The sequence below is a fragment of the Nocardia sp. FBN12 genome, from assembly GCF_050320175.1.
In the GTDB taxonomy this organism is placed as follows: domain Bacteria; phylum Actinomycetota; class Actinomycetes; order Mycobacteriales; family Mycobacteriaceae; genus Nocardia.
The window spans coordinates 3362434-3380989 of the sequence record NZ_CP190048.1 but is presented as its reverse complement, the minus strand read 5'-3'; the positions used below and the strand labels follow the sequence as shown (position 1 = coordinate 3380989).

Here is an 18556-nt window from a genome sequence, read left to right as displayed (position 1 = left end):
CAGAAGATAACACCGTATCGGTCGATCACTTCCCTATTGTCGTGGGCCACAAGGTATCTGATAGTTCGCCGGGATCTTTCGCAATGGCCGCGCGCGGACGGCGAGCGGCGAGCTCGGCGGGGGTCACCTCGCGCGCGATGGCAGTCGCCGGGGATAAGCTCGTCGGGTGGGCATCGTCGCGGCGGAACGGATCTCGACCTGGGCGCCGTTGCGGTCGCCGCTGTTCCGGGCGTTGTGGATCGCTCAGCTGGTGTCGAATCTCGGCACGTGGATGCAGACGGTCGGCGCGCAGTGGCTGGTGGTCGACCAACCGAACGCGGCCGCACTGGTGGCGTTCGTGCAGACCGCGCTGACGTTGCCGGTGATGTTGCTGTCGATCCCGTCCGGGGTGCTGGCGGACCTGGTGGATCGACGGCGGCTGCTGCTCGGCGCGCAGACCGGCATGGCGCTGGTCTCGCTCACCCTCACCGTGTCCACCGCCACCGGCCACACCACCCCCGCGGTCCTGCTCGGTCTGCTGTTCCTGCTCGGCTGCGGACAGGCGCTCACCGCCCCGGCCTGGCAGGCGATCCAGCCGGAGCTGGTGCCGCGCGATCAGATCACCTCGGCCGCGGCACTGGGCAGCATGAGTGTCAATATCGGTCGTGCCGTCGGGCCCGCGGTGGCGGGGGTGATCGTGTCGCTGGCCGGGCCCACCGTGGTGTTCGGGTTCAACACGGTGTCGTTCGTCGGCATCGTCGCGGTGCTGCTGGTGTCGAAGTGGCCGACGCGAACCAGCCCACTGCCCAGCGAACGGCCCCTCGCGGCGTTGCAGGCGGGGACCCGGTTCATTCGGGCCGCGCCCGCGATCAGACGGGTGCTGTTCCGCGCGATCCTGTTCATCGCCCCCGCCAGCGCGGTGTGGTCGCTGCTGCCGGTGATCGCGCACGACCGGCTGGGACTGTCGTCCTCCGGCTACGGTCTGCTGCTCGGTGCGCTCGGGCTCGGGGCGGTCTGCGGCGCGCTCGGATTGTCACGGTTGCGGGTCCTGTTCACCCCCACCCAGCGGCTCGCGCTCGCCGCGGTGCTGTTCGGGCTCGGTGCGGTCGCCGCCGCGCTGGTCCACCACGTGGTGGTGGTACTCGTGTTGCTGGTGGGGGCCGGGCTGGCGTGGTTGCTGGCGATGTCGACGCTGAACTCGACCATGCAGTTGTTGCTTCCCGCGTGGGTCCGGGCCCGTGGGCTGTCGGTGTACATGCTGGTGTTCATGGGCGGTCAGGCGATCGGTTCCCTGCTCTGGGGCCTGGTCGCCGGCGCCTACGGTGCCGTGGCGGCGCTGCTCATCGCGGCGGTGCTGCTCGCCTGCTGTGCCGTGAGCACCCTGTGGTGGCCGATCCGGCACAACGTCGAGGAGATCGACCTCTCCCCGGCGGCATTCTGGCCCGAACCGCAACTCGTCGTCGAACCCGAACCCGCGGACGGGCCCGTCCTGGTAATGCGCGGCTACGACGTGCCACCCGCCGACGTGGCCGTCTTCACCGAATCGATGGCGCTGGTCGGCCGGTCACGGCAGCGCACCGGCGCGATGGAATGGCGGCTCTACCGCGACGTCGGCACCGTCGACCGCTTCGTCGAAGCCTTCGTCGTCCGGTCCTGGGCCGAGCACATGCATCAGCATCAAGTGCGCCTGACCGCCCGCGACCGCGAGATCGAACAGACCGTCGCCCACTACTCCGCGGGTCCCCACACCGTCTCACACCTGGTCGCCGTCGAGGCTGGTTAGACCAGTCCGCCCTCCACCACCTAGGATGAACCTCATGTCGCTGTTCCTCGATATCCTCCTTGTGATCACCAGCTTGCTGTTGGTGCTGCTGGTGCTGTTGCACCGCGCCAAGGGCGGCGGCTTGTCCAGCCTCTTCGGTGGCGGCGTGCAGTCGAGCCTGTCCGGCTCCACCGTCGTCGAGAAGAACCTCGACCGCATCACGATCTTCGTCGGCATCGTCTGGTTCATCGCGATCCTCGGCATCGGCCTCGAGATCAAGTTCGCCTGAGTCGGCTAGCTCGACGACACGATTCGTCGGGCGGCGGCTTCTATCGCTGATTCGCCGAGCAGGACGGTGTCCGCGGCCGGTCCCAGCGGTATGAAGCTGTCCTCGCTGGTCACCCGGGCGAGTGCGCCGCGGTAACCGGCGTCGACGAGTGCGGCGAACACCGACTCGGACACGCCTCCACTGCGACGGGTCTCGTCGGCGACCAGTACACGCCCGGTGGTCTCGGCATGGTGGACCAAATCGGCGATCGGTAGGGGATCGAGCCAGCGCAGGTCGAGTACTCGCGCGTTGATTCCTTGGGCGGCAAGGCGTTTCGCTGTGCGGAGGCTCATCGGAACGCCGTTGCCGAAGGTGACGATGGTCAGATCCGTGCCGTCGCCGTACGTGCGGGCGCTGCCGATCGGGGCGTGTTCGGTGGTGGGGCAGGCCAGCCAGGCTTCGTCGCCCTGGTGCAGATCTTTCGTGTGATACAGCGCGATCGGTTCGACGAACACGCAAACTCGGCCGTCGACGCGGGCCGCTGACACGCAGGTGCGCAGCATCGCGGCCGCGTCGTCCGCGCGCGCCGGTACCGCGACGACGACGCCGGGGATGTCGCGCAGTGCCGCCAGGGAATCGTCGTTGTGGAAGTGGCCGCCGAAGCCCTTCTGATAGGCGAGGCCCGCGATGCGTACCACCATCGGATTGCGGTATCGGCCGTTCGAGAAGAACTGCAGGGTCGCCGCTTCACCGCGGATCTGGTCGGCCGCGTTGTGGACGTAGGCGAGGTATTGGATCTCGGGGATCGGGATGAATCCGGCGAGACCGGTGCCGAGTGCGGTGCCGACGATCGACTGTTCGTCGAGGAGGGTGTCGAAGACGCGACGCGCTCCGAAGCGTTTTCTGAGGCCTTTCGTGACGCCGTAGACGCCGCCCTTGCGGCCGACATCCTCACCGAAGATGAGCACATCGCGATCCCTGGCGAGGAGCTCGCCGAGGGTGTGGTTGATCGATTGCGCCATTGTCATCAAGGCGACACGGTCGTCGGCCTTCGCCGCGGCGGTATCAGCGTGGGGCAATTCCGTTGTGGTGGAGGGTGATTGGTGATCCGACGTCGGATCGGGAGCGGCAGTGCGCCGATTCGTGGCCGACGACGGCCGGGTGACATCGTCGCGTATCGCGTCGGGGTGAGCCGGTGCGAGCGGTGCGATCACGGCCGCAGCCGAATCGAGGCGAGCCTCGTGCACGACGGCATCCGCGGTCTCCCGCACGTGTGCCCCGATCCGCTCATAGCGCTCGAGCAGCTCGTCGGCGTCGGTGACTCCCGCCGCGATCAGGTAGCGGGCGGTGCCGAGCAGTGGGTCGCGGGCCAGGTCGGCGGCGATCTCGGCCGGACCTCGGTAGGCGGACTCGACATCGGACCCCGCGTGCCCGCCGAGCCGGACCATGCGCAAATGCAGGAACACCGGCGTCCGCCAGGTCCGCGCCAGATGCACCGCGTCCTGGGCGGCACCGAGCACATCGGGCAGGTCGCAACCGTCGGCGGCGAGGTAGGTGAGTCCCGGCCGCGGGCCATAGGCGCGTTCGATCCAGTCCGGCGCGGTGGGCACACTGATGCCGAGCCCGTTGTCCTCGCACACGAACACCAGCGGCATCGGCACCCCCTGATGGGTGGCATGCAGTGCGGCGTTGATCGCACCGACCGCCGTCGAATGATTGGCCGACGCGTCGCCGAAACTGCACACCACCACCGCATCCGCGGGCCACGGACACGAAACCCCTTGCTTGGCGGCCCGATCCAACGCGAAGGCCAGACCCACCGCCCGTGGCAGATGCGAAGCGATGGTCGAGGTCTGCGGAATGATCGACGCCGCCGCACTCCCGATCACCTTGTGCCGACCACCGGAAATCGGATCCGCGGCCGCCGCGACCACCCCCAGCAGCACATCCCGAATCGGATCCAGCCCCGGAATCCGCTTGCATCGCTGCACGAAGAAGGCCGCCGACCGATAGTGCAACAACGCCGGATCATCGACGCGCGACGCGGCCGCCACCGCCGCATTCCCCTCATGTCCGGAGGACCCGATGCTGTAGAACCCCTGCCGAGCGGCCCCCAGCCGCCGCGCCGCCAGATCGAGATGCCGACTGGCGACCTGCGATTCGAACAGTTCGATCCCGAACGCGGCGTCGACGGTCTCGAGCGGGTCGATCCTATCGGGCACCGCGCGACTGTCCATCGCGGCCCGAAAGGCCCCGTCCAGGTCAAGCGAACCCAGCGCCACCGCAACAACTCCTCGCCCGCAGTCGAGTCGACCTCGATTCCGTCGCTATGCCAAGAAAGTTACTGTGATTCTCGATGAATAACGTGCAATTTCCGCCAGATGCGCGCGGATTGTGTCAGCAACCAAGAACTCGCCGTGTCGGTGCGACTCGACCGAGCGCTGTCCCCGCTCATCGACGACCTCGGGGACGTGGCCGACTCGGTGTCCCTGGCTGACTCGCGATGGGGCGCGGTGCCGGCGGCGGCTCGTGATCATGGCGGAGGCGATGACCCGAACCGGCCACGTTTGAGCAAGGAGTGAGTGACGACACAGTCTACGTCGTGAGGCGGGATCTCGCGGGGTGATTCCGCTGGTGGCAGGCCATGGTGGAATCGGACAGACGTATAGCTCGGTGATTGTCAACCCGCACTCAGGTTTTGACGCCGTCGTATTGGTCATGTTTACAGTGGCGCGTCCGGCACCGTGACGGTGCCGGATGTCGACATGATCAGAAGCGGGGAGTTCGAGATGGCCGGCAAGCACCGAAGAGTCAAAGCAGGAGTGATCGCGAGGCGCGCGGCGCCGGCATTGGGGGTCCTGCCCGTGATGTTCGCGGTCGCCTGCACCAACACCGGCACCGATGTCGCGAGTTCGACATCCACCAGCCTGGCACCCAGCGACACGCAGGCGCCGAAACCCACTACGGCAACGCCGAACCCGGCGAAACCGGAACCGGGAACCGCGACCCCGCCGCCGCCCGGCGAGCGGGGCGGCCCCACGCCCGTGGTCGGACCGGGCCCCACCACCACCGTGCAGCCGGGCGTCACCGCACCGGGCGACGATCCGAACGCCGCGTTCGGTCCGCGCACCACTCCGCGTCAGCCGGGTGTCACCGTGCCGCAAGAGGCGAAGCCGGGCCCGTTCGGCGAATACGCTGTCCCGCCGGGGCACCGGACCGTACCGAGCAACGAGGGTGCGCCGCCGGTCGACCTCGGCGCGCTGCACGCGCCGCAAGCGGTGGAGCCGGTCGCGCCCATCGCGCCGCCGGACCGCACGCTGCGCCTCGGCGACTTCACCTCCCCGGTGCCCGACGCGGTGCCGGAAGACCTTCTCGACGGCGTGAACTCGGCCGCCGCCAACGCCGAAGCCGCGATCGCCACGGGCGGAAAGTCGATCGGCATCGACCCGAGCCGGTCGGACAAGATCGCGGCGGGCGCCTTGGCCGGCGCGGCGGTGGGCGGCGTGCCCGCAGCGGTCGTGTGCGGTGTGGCCGGCGGATTGATCACGTCCGCGACCCTCGCCCCTGCTGCCGCGGTAGCAGCCGGTACCGCGGCGGGCGCCGCAACGGCTGGGGTCATGGCGGCTCCGGCCGCGGGCGCGGCGTTCGCGGCGACGGTCGCCGCCGGTTCGGCAGTCGGCGCTGTCGCCTGCGGCGTGCCAGCGGCCGTCGTCGGCGGAGTCATCGGCGGTGCGGTGGGTAGCGCGATCTGACGCGACCCGCGTCGCATCGCCCGTCGATCTGAATACGTTGCCCTCCAAGCTGATTCGGCTTGGAGGGCAACGTCGTTCAGTGGTCCCGATCGTATCCGGGCCGAATCTCACTGTCCCCGTTCGCGAATCGACGCGATCATCGTTCGCCCGTCGCGGACGGTGGTGGTGATGAGCTGGGTGTAGAGCAGATCGTCGGCCGGCATGCCGCCGGGACGACGTTCGGTCAGGTCGAGTTCGTAACTGTCCGGGCCGATCTGGCTGATCTGGGCGCAATAGGTGGTACCGAGCGGGACGTACTTGTCGATGCCGTCCTGGATGATCGGGGCCGAACCGACGGTGTCGGCTTCAGGCGCCACGAACGACCGTGCCTTCTCGCCGTTGCGGTCGGTGTAGAACGCGTACTCGAAGCCGAGGATCACGCCGGGACCGGAGTTGCTGTCACCGGGACCGCGGCCGATGGTCAGGTTGCCGCGCTGTTCGTCGGCACAGGCGAGTGGCCCCGCCGTCTTTCGCGCCGTGGTCGTCGGTGGGCTGGTCGCGGCGACGACCACCGTCTTCTCCGGTCCGCTGTCCTGACCGGTCATGACGACGTAGGTCATCGCCGCCGCCACGCCGACCGCGATCGTGGCCACCGAAGCAAGCAGGACGATTCCTACCTTGCCGCGGCCGGATCTCGACGACGGGTCGGTGGGCGTGGTGTTCGTGTCTTCATCCCACGAGGACTGCTGTCGACCAGATGCCTGGGCAGGCTTGAAGATCGCGGCCATCGGATCGTCGTCCCACGACGGCGGAGGCTCGCGCCGGTCCTGCTGAACCGGCCGGGCTGGTGCCGACCGGTCCGGCAGCCCGACGGCGCCGGTGGCGTGCATCGGCTCGTCCCCCGCGGGCGCCCGGAACTGAGGCGGTGGCGCCGGGATCATCGCTACCGGGGCAGGCTCCGGATCGGCTGGTCGCCACGAAGTCGGAGCCTGCTCGTGCAAACCCGCCACGGCGGCCGGATCAGGTCCGAGCGCGTCCAGCGGCGGACCGAATGGTGACCCCGGACTCTCGTCCTCCCATGGTCCTGAGGAACCCACCCATCACCCTTTCCCTTCCCATGCCGGCACCTCGCACCCGGCCCAAGCGCAACTCGGCGCACGGGGCACGACACCGCCACCGGCAGGCAAGCCGTGACGTCCCGGTTTGGCAAACTCGCGTCCCCCGCCACACCGATCGCCCGACATTTTAACCGCTGAACCCCGACGCGAAACCGGACGGGAAGGGCGGACAGGGGATATGACGACGCGCTGTGCGATTGATCATGATCTGGCAGAAAAAGGTTTAGACGACTCGAACGCGCCGTCGAAGGTGACCGCATGTTTCCGAAAGCGCCGCGGTGTTCGCGGCTGTCAGGGTATCGGTACGCCGCCGGGAACGGGCGGTGAGCGAGCGCCAGGAGGTACGTCATGCGAGGCAGAGTTCCCCTACGGATGCGGGTGTTGGCCGCCCTCCATGCTGGGCCGGATTGGGATTCGATCACCCAGGCGGAGGTAGTCGAAGTGCGGGCGGCGCAGGAGAAGTTGCGGCGGTCCGCGCTCGGGACATTGATCACCGGTAAGTCGGACCGCGGTGCACTCGGCACCGACCACACACTCGAATTGCCCGGTCGCACACTGAATGTTCGCGTGCATCGGCCGGTGCGCGGGGGCTCGGGGCTGCCGTTGATCGTCGCTTTTCACGGCGGTGGGTGCGTCAGCGGGGTGCCCGCGCAGGATGATTGGTTGCTGAGTCACCTGGCTGCCGAGTGTCCGGCGGTGGTCGCGTCGGTGGACTATCGGCTCGCGCCGGAGTATCCGATTCCGGCGGCTTTCGAGGATGCCCGGGATGCGGTGCCGGTGCTCGTCGCGCGGGCGGGGGAGTGGGGCGCGGACGGGGCGCTGCTCGCGCTGCTCGGTAGTAGTGCGGGGGCATCGCTGGCGGTGTCGACCGCCCGCGAGATTCGTGAGCTGCGGACGCAGGTCCTGATCAATCCCCAACTCGACTGGACCGACGGGGCGTTCGAGTACCCCTCGTTCACCGAGAACGCGGACAGCCCCACGGCGACCCCGGCCCATTGCCGTGCGGTGCACCGCATCGCGCTGCCAGCGGGTTTCGATGCCCGCGCGATATCGCCGATGTTCCACGACGACCTCGCCGGTTCCGCCCCGACGCTCCTGCAGTCCGCGGGCCTGGATCCGCTGGAAGATCAATCGTCGGCCTATGCCGATCGATTGCGGCAGGCGGGGGCAGCGGTGACGCTGACCCGCTATCCCGAAGCGGTACACGGCTTTCTGAGCATGTCTGGTCTGATCCCCGCCGCCAGACCGGCTCGTGCGGAGATTCTCGACCATCTGCGCAGCCACCTGTCCGTGCGTCCGGGAGCGCGTCGATGATCCGCGAGCAAGCTCCGGCAACGAGCCTCACCGCGCTGCTTCGTCCGTATCTCGGCAGTTTCACGGCAGTGGTGATCTTGCAGGTCATCGGTGCCGTGGCCGGGCTTGCACCCTTGCTGGCAGTGGTCGAGTTGGGCCGCACGGTGTTGTCGCCCGGCGAGATCGACCGCGCTCATGTGTGGCTCGTCGTGCTGGCCGGTGCGGTGGGCCTGCTGGTCCGATTGCTGTGTACCGCGGCATCTTCGGCCATCGGGCACCTTCTCGATGATCGGGTTCAGCTGTCGTTCCGGCGGCAGTTGGCCGACCAGCTCGGGCGAGTGCCGATCGGCTGGTTCGCGCGACGCCGCACGGGCGAACTGGCGAAGATCGTGGGTGAGGACGTGAGCGCCGTGCACCCGTTCATCGCCCACGCGCCCGGCGAGCTGGTGTCCGCGTTCGTGGTGCCGTTGGTCTCGCTGGCTTACCTGTTCACCGTCGACTGGCGGCTCACCCTCATCACCCTGATCCCGGTGGTGCTGGCCATCGCGCTCGTCCCGTTGATGATGACCCCCACCCGGCTGCGCGAACAGCAGGATTTCGACACGGCCATGGGTGGCATCGCCAGCTCGGTCGTCGAGTTCGTGCAGGGCATCGCCGTGGTGAAGGCATTCGGCGGTTCCGAGCGTGCCCATCGCCGATTCCGCACGGCCACCGACGATTTCGCGGATATCTTCCTGCGGATGGTGCGTGGCCTCGCGGGTCCCGCGGCCGGCATGCAGGTGGCGTTGTCGCCGCCGTTCGTGCTGCTGGTCGTGCTGATCGGCGGTGCGGTGCTGATCACGAACGGTGGGCTGGCCCCGGCTGATCTACTGCCGTTTCTGCTGCTCGGCATCGGACTGACCGCGCCCGTGGCGGCCCTCGGGCACGGTTTCGACGACCTGCAAGCCGCCGGTCGCGCGGCAGGCCGAATTCGTGACGTTCTCGACGAGGCGCCGCTGCCCGAGCCGACCCGGCCGCGAGCACCGCGGGGGCACCGGGTGGAGTTGCGCGGGGTCCGGTTCGGCTACGACACCGAGCACGAAGTACTGCGTGGGATCGACCTGGTGCTCGAGCCCGGTACCGTCACGGCGCTCGTCGGGCCGTCGGGCAGCGGCAAATCCACCCTGGTCCAGCTGCTGCCGCGGTTCTTCGATCCGAGCCACGGCACCGTCGCGCTCGGCGGAGTCGATCTACGCGAACTCGGCAGCCGCGAGCTCTACCGGACGGTCTCGTTCGTCTTCCAGGATGTGCGCCTGCTGCGCGCGTCGATCGCGGACAATATCGCCCTGGCCGTCCCACACGCGGACCGCGACACCGTCATTCGCGCCGCGCGGCTGGCGAACATCCACGACCGAATCCTCGCGTTGCCGCACGGCTACGACACCGTGATCGGTGACGGCGCGTCCCTGTCCGGCGGTGAGGCACAACGGATTTCGCTCGCAAGGGCACTGCTCGCCGACGCGCCCGTCCTGATCCTGGACGAGGCGACCGCGTTCGCCGACCCACACACCGAACAGGCGGTGCGACAAGCTTTGGCCTCGCGCGGCGGCGACCGGACCGTCCTGGTCATCGCCCACCGCCTGGAAACGATCGCCGACGCCGACACCGTCGTGCTGCTCGACAACGGCACGATCATCGAACAGGGCCGACCCGCGGATCTGCTCACCCGGCAAGGAAGATTCGCCGACTTCTGGCACGCGCACCGGACGGTGACCGCGGAACTACAGGGAGACCCACGATGATTCGCATGCTGTTGCGCGTGCTCGGACCCGAGTACGCGAAACCGGTGCGGCGCACCGTCGCGCTGATGACCGTGACCGCGGTCGCCGAGGGCTTTTCCTACGCGCTACTGGTTCCGGTATTGCGAGCGCTGTTCGGTGACCGGCCCGCCGACGCCCAAACCTGGCTGATCGCGCTGGGAGGTGCCGTCGCCCTCTACGCGGTCCTGCGCTACCGCAGCGATCTTTCCGGTTTCCGCGTCGGAACCACCTTGCTGCGTGGCGTGTACTACCGACTCGGCGACCACCTGGCCCGGCTCCCCATCGGCTGGTACACAGCGGGTCGCGTCGGGGAGGTATCGGTGCTCGCGAGTCGCGGTGTGCTGCAAGCGTTGAGCGTGCTCGCCCACCTGATGGCGCCGCTCATCTCCGCCGCCGTGACGCCGCTGACGATCATCGTCGTGATGTTCGCGTTCAACTGGCAGCTGGGGGCGGCCGCGGCCGCCGCGGTACCGATCGTGGCGGCGATCCAGGTCTGGTCCGGGCGCTCGATGGCGGCCGGCGACGAGGATCGGCACCAGCGCGATCACGATGCCGCGCAACGTGTCATCGAATACCTGCAAGCCCAGCCGATCCTGCGGGCCGGAGGGCGCACCGCGCAACGGTTCGACCTGCTCGACGACTCGCTGCGCGAAGTCGCTCGCGCGTCGCGCCGCCGAGCCTTCACCGCGCTGCCCGCAATCCTCGGTCTCTCGCTGGCGGTGCAGGCGATGTTCACCGTGCTGCTCGCCCTCGGCGCCTACCTCGCCCTCGGCGGAAACATCGGCGCGGCAGAGGTTTTGGCCATCCTGATCCTGGCCGCCCGCTGCGCCGACCCGCTGCTGTCACTGGCCGATATCGGCGGTCAACTGCGCAGCGCCCGATCGGAACTGGTTCGCCTCGACGCACTCCTGCGCACCGAGACCCTGCCCGAACCCAGCACGCCACTCCAGCCGCGAGCCCACGACCTGACCTTCGACGCCGTCAGCTTCCGGCACGGCACCAGGACGGTGCTCGACGACGTGTCACTGACGGTTCCCCAGGGGCAACGGCTCGCCGTTGTCGGCCCCTCCGGAGCGGGTAAAACCACTCTCCTGCAACTACTCGCCCGCTTCTACGACGTCGACGCGGGGACCGTGCGCATCGGCGGTGTCGACGTGCGCTCGATCAGTACCGAAACGCTGATGGCCCAGTTCGCCATCGTGTTCCAGGACGTTTACCTCTTCGACGGCACCATCGAGGACAACATCCGCCTCGGCCGCCCCGACGCCACCGACGACGAGGTCAGAACGGCCGCCACCGCGGCCCGCCTCGACGAGGTGATCGACCGGCTCCCCGGCGGCTGGACAACCAACGTCGGCGAAGGCGGCACGTCACTGTCCGGCGGTGAACGCCAACGTGTTTCGATCGCCCGAGCACTACTGAAAGACGCCCCGATCGTCCTGCTGGACGAGGTGACCTCCGCCCTCGACCCACTCAACGAGGCCGCGGTCCACGAGGGAATCGAACGCCTGATGGCGGGCCGAACCGTGGTGATGGTCGCCCACCGCCTACGCACCGTCCACCGCGCCGACCGCATCGTCTTCCTCGACAACGCCCACATCCAGGAGGACGGCACCCACGAAGAACTCCTCCGCCGAGCAGGTCGCTATGCCGATTTCTGGACGACCTCCCTGACTCCCGTCACCTGACACGACGAAGCCGGGCCCGATCACGGGCCCGGCTTCGTCAGGTGCGTTATTCCTCGTCGAGGAGCAGGCCCGTCGCGGCGGGCTCGTCGATCACCCAGGTGGTCGACTCGATGCCGACCGCGCCTGCCGACGGAATCTCGTCGGGGGAGGCGTCGTTGACGGCCGCGGCCACGGCGGCGGCCTTGCCTTCGCCGCTGACCACGAGCATCACGTGGCGGGAGCGGTGCACCGCGGGCAGGGTCATCGTGACCCTGGTCGGTGGGGGCTTCGGGCAATCATGGACGGCGACAACATAATCCGTTGTTTCTTGCACTGCCGGTGAGTGCGGGAACAGGGAGTTGATGTGGCCTTCGGGGCCCATGCCGAGGACCGTGAGGTCGAATTCGCCGCGTTCGTCGAGTTCGGTGTGCACGAGCTGGGCGTAGGCGGCGGCGGCTTCCTCGGGCGAGCCGTAGGCGCCGTCGGAGGGGGCGATCGGGAAGACGTGGGCCGGGTCGAGCGGGACGAAGTCCAGCAGCGCCTCGCGGGCCTGGAGTTCGTTGCGGTCCTTGTCCCCGACCGGGACGAAACGTTCGTCGCCCCAGTAGACGTAGAGGGTGGACCAGTCGATGGCGCCGGGGGTCTGGCGGACGCGTTCGAGCAGGCGGATGCCGTCACTGCCGCCGGTGAGCGCGACCGAGGCGTGGCCGCGTTCGGCCTGGGCGGCGACGATCACGTCGACGAAGCGTTCGGCGGCGGCGTCGGCGAGCAAGTCGGCGTCGTCGTGGATCTCGATCGTATTGGCGGGGAATTCGGCACCGAGGTCGTCATGGTCGAGATCACTCATAGGTCACCTTCTCGATTCCGGCGAGCGCCTCGGCGTAGATCTCGTCGGCGTCGAGCCGGCGCAGTTCTTCGGCGAGGCAATCGCGAGTTTCCCGGCGTGCCAGCGCGATCCGCTGGTCGGGTTCGCCGGTGCGGGTCAGCGTGGCCGTCCTTCCTAGTTGCGGGCGTTCGATGGCGATCGAATCGGTGGCGCGCTGGATTTCCACCTTCAACTCCCCGGTCCGGCGGATCACCGGGCAGTGCAACCGGGAGGCCAGCCAACCGGCCAGGGTGTCGAGTGCGGGTTCGGACGCAAGGCCCGACACGATCACCGAGGTGACCGGTTCGAACGGCGGCTCGTCCAGTGCCGCGGCCAGCAGCGCCCGCCAGTAGGTGATCCGGCTCCAGGCCAGATCGGTGTCGCCGGCGGCGTAACTGGCCGCGCGCTTCTTGATCGCGCCCATCGGATCGGGAGCGAAGGTGGCATCGGTGATGCGGCGCTTGGCGAGCTTGCCCACCGAATCCAGCGACGGGAACTCCGGCGCGCCACGCGGCCACCACGCCACCACCGGGGTGTCGGGCAGCAGGAACGGGGTCACGACGCTGCTCTCGTGGTTCACCAGCGCACCTTGCAGGCGCAGCACGATCACCTCGGCCGCACCGGCGTCGCCGCCCACCCGGATCTGGGCGTCGAGGCGGTCCTCGGCGTCGCGGTCACCACGGGCCAGCACGATGACCCGGCAGGGATGTTCGCGACTGGCGTCGTTGGCGGCGTCGATCGCGTCCTCGGCCTCGGAGGAGTCGAGGGTGCATACCACCAGCGTGAGCACCCGGCCCTGGGTGATCACGCCGTTGGTCTCGCGCAACTGCACCATCCGCTTGCCGACATCGACGGTATTGGTGTCGGGCATGTCGACGATCACGGACGCCGCCATTCCCGCCCGCTGCGCGCGAGCATCTCATCGGCCGAGGTGGGACCCCAGGTCCCGGCCTCGTAGGGTTCGGGTTTGCCGCCCGCGGCCCAGTGCGCGAGCACGGGATCGAGGATGCGCCAGGACAATTCGACCTCCGCGTTGACCGGGAACAGCGACGGCACACCGAGCAGCACGTCGAGGATGAGCCGTTCGTAGGCCTCGGGGGAGGACTCGGTGAACGCCTCGCCGTAGCTGAAGTCCATGTTCACATCGCGCACTTCCATGCCGGAGCCGGGGACCTTGGAACCGAAGCGCAGGGTGATGCCCTCGTCCGGCTGCACCCGGATGACCAGGGCGTTCTGGCCGAGCTCCTCGGTCATCGTCTGATCGAAGGGCAGGTGCGGTGCGCGTTTGAACACCACCGCGATCTCGGTCACCCTGCGGCCCAAGCGTTTTCCGGTGCGCAGATAGAACGGCACACCCGCCCAGCGCCGGTTTTCCACGTGCAGGGTGATCGCGGCGTAGGTCTCGGTCCGCGATTGCGGATCGAAGCCTTCCTCCTGATGCAGGCCGACGACGTGCTCGCTGCCCTGCCAGCCCTCGGTGTACTGGCCGCGCGCGGTCGTCTCATCCAGCGGCGCAACGAGTTTGGTGGCCGAGAGAGCCTTGATCTTCTCCGTGGTGAGCTGCATCGGCTCGAAGGAGGTCGGTTCCTCCATCGCGGTCAGCGCGAGCAACTGCAACAGGTGGTTCTGGATGACGTCGCGCGCGGCGCCGATCCCGTCGTAATAGCCTGCGCGACCGCCCAACCCGATGTCCTCGGCCATGGTGATCTGCACGCTGTCGACATAGTTGGCGTTCCAGATCGGCTCGAACAACTCGTTGGCGAAGCGCAGCGCCAGAATGTTCTGGACCGTCTCCTTGCCGAGATAGTGGTCGATCCGGAAGACCTGCTCCTCCGGGAACACCCGGTTCACCAGCGCGTTGAGCTCCTTGGCGCTGGTCAGGTCGTGACCGAACGGCTTCTCGATCACCACACGCCGCCACGGGGTGTACCCGTCGGGCTCCGGCTCGGCCTCGGCCAGGTCGTGCTCGGAGAGCTGGTCGAGCACCACGGGGAACATGTTCGGCGGAATCGACAGGTAGAAGGCGTAATTGCCGCCGGTGCCGCGGGTCTCGTCGAGGCTCTTCAGGGTGTCGGCGAGCGTCGAGAAAGCCGCGTCGTCGTCGAAACTGCCCTGCACGAACCGCACCCCTTCGGCCAGGTGATCCCAGACTTCCTGGCGGAAGGGGGTGCGCGCGTGCTTCTTCACGGCCTCGAGTACCACCGAGGCGAAGTCTTCGTCGGCGTAGTTGCGCCGAGCGAAGCCGACCAGGGCGAAACCAGGCGGCAACAGCCCCTGGTTCGCGAGGTCATAGATGGCCGGCATCAGCTTCTTGCGGGACAGATCTCCGGTGACACCGAAGATCACCAAGCTGCACGGGCCCGCGATGAAGGGGACCCGTTTGTCGCGTTCGTCGCGCAGCGGGTTGTGCCACAGCCCCGCCGCCTGATCCGTCGATGCTGTGCCGGCCATCGTGCTAGTTGCCCTCCGCCGCGATGTTCAGCTGGCCGGTGGTGGCCTCGATCAGTTCGCCCCACGCGCCCTCGAACTTGTCGACACCTTCGCGCTCGAGCAGTGCGAACACATCGTCGAGATCGATACCGACCGCGGCCAGGTCGGCGAAGACCTGTGCGCCCTCGGCGCCGCGGCCGCTGAGCGTATCGCCCTGCAGCTCACCGTGATCGGCGAACGCCTGCAGCGTCTTCTCCGGCAGGGTGTTGACCGTGTTCGGGCCGACGAGTTCGGTGACGTAGAGGGTGTCGGGGTAATCCGGGTTCTTCACCCCGGTCGACGCCCACAGCGGCCGCTGCCGGTTGCCACCCTGTGCGGCCAGGTGGTTGTAGGTGGAGGTGTGCGCGCCACCGTCGAACACGTCCTGGTATTCGGCGTACGCCAGCCGGGCGTTGGCCACACCCGCCTTGCCGCGCAGGGCAAGTGCCTCCGGGGTACCGATCGCCTCGAGGCGCTTGTCGATCTCGGTGTCGACCCGGGACACGAAGAACGACGCGACCGAGTGGATCTTGGCCAGGTCGTGGCCACCGATCTTGGCGTTGCGCAGACCGTCGAGGTAGGCGCCCATCACCGCGCGGTAGCGCGGTACCGAGAAGATCAGCGTCACGTTCACGCTGATGCCCTCGGTGAGCACCGAGGTGATCGCGGGCAGCCCGGCCTCGGTGGCCGGGATCTTGATGAACAGGTTCTTGCGGTCGACGATCTTCCACAGCTCGATCGCCTGGGCGACGGTCTTGTCGGCGTCGAAGGCGAAGCGCGGGTCGACCTCGATCGACACCCGCCCGTCCACCCCACCGGTCGCCTCGAACACCGGCGCGAGCACGTCGCAGGCGGCGCGCACGTCATCGGTGGTCATCGTGCGGATCGCCGCGTCGGCGTCGGCGCCTTGGGCCGCAAGGTCTTTCAGCTGTGCGTCGTAGGCGTGGCCCACGCTCATCGCGGCCTGGAAGATGCTCGGATTGGTGGTGACACCGACGACGCTGCGGGTCGCGACCAGGTCGGCGAGATTGCCGGACTGGATGCGATCACGCGAGAGATCGTCGAGCCACACCGAGACGCCCGCGGCCGCGAGCGCGGCGAGGTTCTCGTTCTGTGCCATGGTCTTACCCCTTCACCTTGTCGGTGGAACGCAGTGCCGCGCGGACGACGGCATCGGGGGTGATACCGAATTCGCGGTACAGAGTCTTGTAGTCGGCCGACGCGCCGAAGTGGTCGATGCCGACGACCTCGCCCGCGTCACCGACGAATCGGTGCCACGGCATCGCGATACCGGCCTCGACCGCGACCCTGGCCCGCACCGACGGGGGCAGCACCTCGTCGCGGTATCCCTGATCCTGCGCGTCGAACCACTCCACACACGGCATCGAGACCACGCGGGTCGGGATGCCCTGCTCTTCCAGCGTAGTGCGCGCGGCGACCGCGAGGTGGACCTCGGAACCGGTGCCGATGAGGATCACCTGGGGGGTGCCGGTGGAAGCCTCGGCCAGGATGTAGCCGCCCTTCTTCACGCCTTCGTAGCTGGTGCCCTCCAGGGTCGGGATGTCCTGGCGGGTCAGCGCCAGCGCGGACGGGCCGTCCTGGTGCGGCGCGTCATGGACCGAGAAGTGCGAGGTGTGTTCGTCGGAGTCGCGTTCGAGGACGGTGCGCCAGGCGTACACGGTCTCGTTGGCATCGCCGGGGCGCACGACGTTGAGGCCGGGGATCGCGCGCAGCGCGGCCAGGTGCTCGATCGGCTGGTGGGTCGGGCCGTCCTCGCCGAGGCCGATGGAGTCGTGGGTCCAGACATAGATGGCGGGCACCCGCATCAGCGCGGCCAGGCGGACGGCCGGGCGCATGTAGTCGCTGAACACGAGGAAGGTGCCGCCGTAGGGGCGGGTCGGGCCGTGCAGCGCGATGCCGTTGAGGATCGAGCCCATCGCGTGCTCACGGATACCGAAGTGCAGGGTGCGCCCGTACGGGTTGGCCTTCCACGCGCCGGTGGAGATCGACTCGGGGCCGAAGCTGGCCTGGCCCGGCATCGTGGTGTTGTTGGACTCGGCCAGGTCGGCCGAACCGCCCCACAGCTCGGGCAGCTCGTCGGCGACCGCGGCGAGGAACTTGCCCGACGCCTTGCGGGTGGCCATGCCCTTGGGGTCGACCTCGAAGCTCGGCAGCGCCTCGGTCCAGCCCTTGGGCAGCGAGCGGGTCTGCAGACGATCGAACAGCGCCTTGTTCGAGGGGTTGGCCTCGGCCCACTTGTCGAAGCTCTGCCGCCACTGCGCCTGTGCCTGCGCGCCGCGGGCCAGTGCCTTGCGGGTGTGCTCGATGACGGCAGGGTCGACGACGAAGGACTTCTCCGGGTCGAAGCCCAGCGCCTTCTTCACCGCGGCGACCTCGTCGGGGCCGAGCGCGGCGCCGTGCGCGCCACCGGTGTTCATCTTGTTCGGGGCAGGGAAGCCGATGATGGTGCGCAGGATGATGATCGAGGGCTTCGACGTCTCGGCCCTGGCCGCATCCAGGGCCTTCTCGATGGCCACCACGTCTTCGCCGCCTTCGACGATCTGCACCTGCCAGCCGTAGGCCTCGTACCGCTTGGCCACGTCTTCGGTGAAGGCGATATCGGTGTCGTCCTCGATGGAGATCTCGTTGTCGTCGTAGATCACCACGAGGTTGCCCAGCTGCTGGGTGCCCGCGATCGAGGAGGCCTCGGCGGTGACGCCCTCCTGCAGGTCGCCGTCGGAGGCGATCGTGTAGATGAAGTGGTCGAACGGGCTGGTGCCCTCGGGAGCGTTCGGATCGAACAGCCCACGCTCACGTCGGGCGGCCATCGCCATGCCGACCGCCGAGGCCAGGCCCTGGCCCAGCGGGCCGGTCGTGATCTCGACGCCGTCGGTGTGGCGGAACTCGGGGTGACCCGGGGTGAGCGAACCCCACTGGCGCAACTGCTCGAGGTCGGTCAGCTCCAGACCGAAACCGGCCAGGTAGAGCTCGATGTAGAGGGTGAGGCTGGAATGTCCACAGGACAGCACGAAGCGATCGCGACCCACCCAGCTCGGATCCGCCGGGTTGTGGCGCATCGTGCGCTGGAAGAGGGTGTAGGCGACCGGCGCGAGGCTCATCGCGGTACCGGGGTGCCCGTTGCCCGCCTTCTGCACGGCGTCGGCAGCGAGTACCCGGGCGGTGTCGACGGCCAAGGTGTCGAGGTCCGTCCAGTCGCTGGGATAGTTCCGCTGAGTGAGGGCGCGAATGTCGTCTGTGACTGGCACGACCGTAGTTCTCCTGACCTAGGTTTCGTCGACGGCGATAGCTTGGCAGCGGCGATGGTGTTCGACAGCGGGTCGCACGCGGCCGGGATGCGTACCGATGTACAGGAATACCCTAGTGGTGCTGCTACAGCGGTTGGCGCGAACCCTGGCGTTGAGTCTAGTGCGGATCGCCGTGCGTCGGCGGTGTGCGGTGCAGACCCTCGCCGCCGTGCGGACGGAGCCCGTCGCGGTGCCGTTCACCTGCGCGTCGATGCGGGTTCACCGCCGAGTGGGCCCGGGATGCGGGCTCGTGGGGCGTAGTGACCGCGCCCACGGTGGCGGGGGTCTGGCGCGGAGCGG

The 18556-nt window shown here is 68.5% G+C and carries 13 protein-coding genes; 6 read left to right on the top strand and 7 right to left on the bottom strand.

Annotation, left to right across the window (positions count from 1 at the left end; all coding sequences use genetic code 11):
• The first annotated feature begins 166 nt into the window (after positions 1-166).
• Positions 167-1762, top strand: a complete 1596-nt coding sequence (locus ACQHI0_RS16270) for an MFS transporter (RefSeq protein ID WP_427908778.1) — start codon at positions 167-169, stop codon at positions 1760-1762.
• Positions 1763-1796: 34 nt separating this feature from the next.
• A complete protein-coding gene (secG, locus tag ACQHI0_RS16265; RefSeq protein ID WP_101468684.1) occupies positions 1797-2030 on the top strand; it encodes a preprotein translocase subunit SecG in 234 nt (77 codons plus the stop codon).
• Between the two features lie 5 nt (positions 2031-2035).
• On the opposite strand, the gene ACQHI0_RS16260 is transcribed toward secG, so the two are convergent.
• A complete protein-coding gene (locus ACQHI0_RS16260) occupies positions 2036-4246 on the bottom strand; it encodes a thiamine pyrophosphate-dependent enzyme (protein ID WP_427909181.1) in 2211 nt (736 codons plus the stop codon).
• A 528-nt stretch (positions 4247-4774) separates the two neighbouring features.
• Between ACQHI0_RS16260 and ACQHI0_RS16255 the strand changes: the two genes are divergently transcribed.
• Positions 4775-5761: a hypothetical protein gene (locus tag ACQHI0_RS16255; protein WP_427908777.1), complete on the top strand. Its 987-nt coding sequence runs from the start codon at positions 4775-4777 to the stop codon at positions 5759-5761.
• A 107-nt stretch (positions 5762-5868) separates the two neighbouring features.
• On the opposite strand, the gene ACQHI0_RS16250 is transcribed toward ACQHI0_RS16255, so the two are convergent.
• A complete protein-coding gene (locus tag ACQHI0_RS16250; RefSeq protein ID WP_427908776.1) occupies positions 5869-6837 on the bottom strand; it encodes a hypothetical protein in 969 nt (322 codons plus the stop codon).
• A 369-nt stretch (positions 6838-7206) separates the two neighbouring features.
• Between ACQHI0_RS16250 and ACQHI0_RS16245 the strand changes: the two genes are divergently transcribed.
• The 3 genes from ACQHI0_RS16245 to ACQHI0_RS16235 are packed head-to-tail and all read left to right on the top strand — an operon-like array spanning position 7207 to position 11638.
• A complete protein-coding gene (locus ACQHI0_RS16245; protein ID WP_427908775.1) occupies positions 7207-8172 on the top strand; it encodes an alpha/beta hydrolase fold domain-containing protein in 966 nt (321 codons plus the stop codon).
• Positions 8169-9932 carry an ABC transporter ATP-binding protein gene (locus tag ACQHI0_RS16240; protein WP_427908774.1) on the top strand — a complete coding sequence of 588 codons (1764 nt, stop codon included), beginning with the start codon at positions 8169-8171 and terminating at the stop codon, positions 9930-9932. The genes ACQHI0_RS16245 and ACQHI0_RS16240 overlap by 4 nt, the downstream gene beginning before the upstream one ends.
• On the top strand, positions 9929-11638 hold the full coding sequence (locus tag ACQHI0_RS16235) for an ABC transporter ATP-binding protein (RefSeq protein WP_427908773.1): 1710 nt from the start codon (positions 9929-9931) through the stop codon (positions 11636-11638). Before ACQHI0_RS16240 ends, ACQHI0_RS16235 begins: the two co-directional genes overlap by 4 nt.
• A 46-nt stretch (positions 11639-11684) precedes the next feature.
• On the opposite strand, the gene pgl is transcribed toward ACQHI0_RS16235, so the two are convergent.
• Genes pgl through tkt form a run of 5 tightly spaced genes read right to left on the bottom strand, consistent with a single transcriptional unit; the run spans position 11685 to position 18217 of the window.
• On the bottom strand, positions 11685-12464 hold the full coding sequence (gene pgl / locus ACQHI0_RS16230; RefSeq protein ID WP_427908772.1) for a 6-phosphogluconolactonase: 780 nt from the start codon (positions 12462-12464) through the stop codon (positions 11685-11687).
• A complete protein-coding gene (opcA, locus tag ACQHI0_RS16225) occupies positions 12457-13365 on the bottom strand; it encodes a glucose-6-phosphate dehydrogenase assembly protein OpcA (RefSeq protein WP_427909180.1) in 909 nt (302 codons plus the stop codon). The genes pgl and opcA overlap by 8 nt, the downstream gene beginning before the upstream one ends.
• Positions 13362-14933, bottom strand: coding sequence for a glucose-6-phosphate dehydrogenase (zwf, locus tag ACQHI0_RS16220; RefSeq protein WP_427908771.1), 1572 nt, complete (start codon positions 14931-14933; stop codon positions 13362-13364). Before zwf ends, opcA begins: the two co-directional genes overlap by 4 nt.
• A 4-nt stretch (positions 14934-14937) precedes the next feature.
• Positions 14938-16071, bottom strand: coding sequence for a transaldolase (tal, locus tag ACQHI0_RS16215; RefSeq protein ID WP_427908770.1), 1134 nt, complete (start codon positions 16069-16071; stop codon positions 14938-14940).
• 4 nt (positions 16072-16075) lie between these two features.
• Positions 16076-18217 carry a transketolase gene (gene tkt / locus ACQHI0_RS16210; protein ID WP_427908769.1) on the bottom strand — a complete coding sequence of 714 codons (2142 nt, stop codon included), beginning with the start codon at positions 18215-18217 and terminating at the stop codon, positions 16076-16078.
• Positions 18218-18556 lie beyond the last annotated feature (339 nt).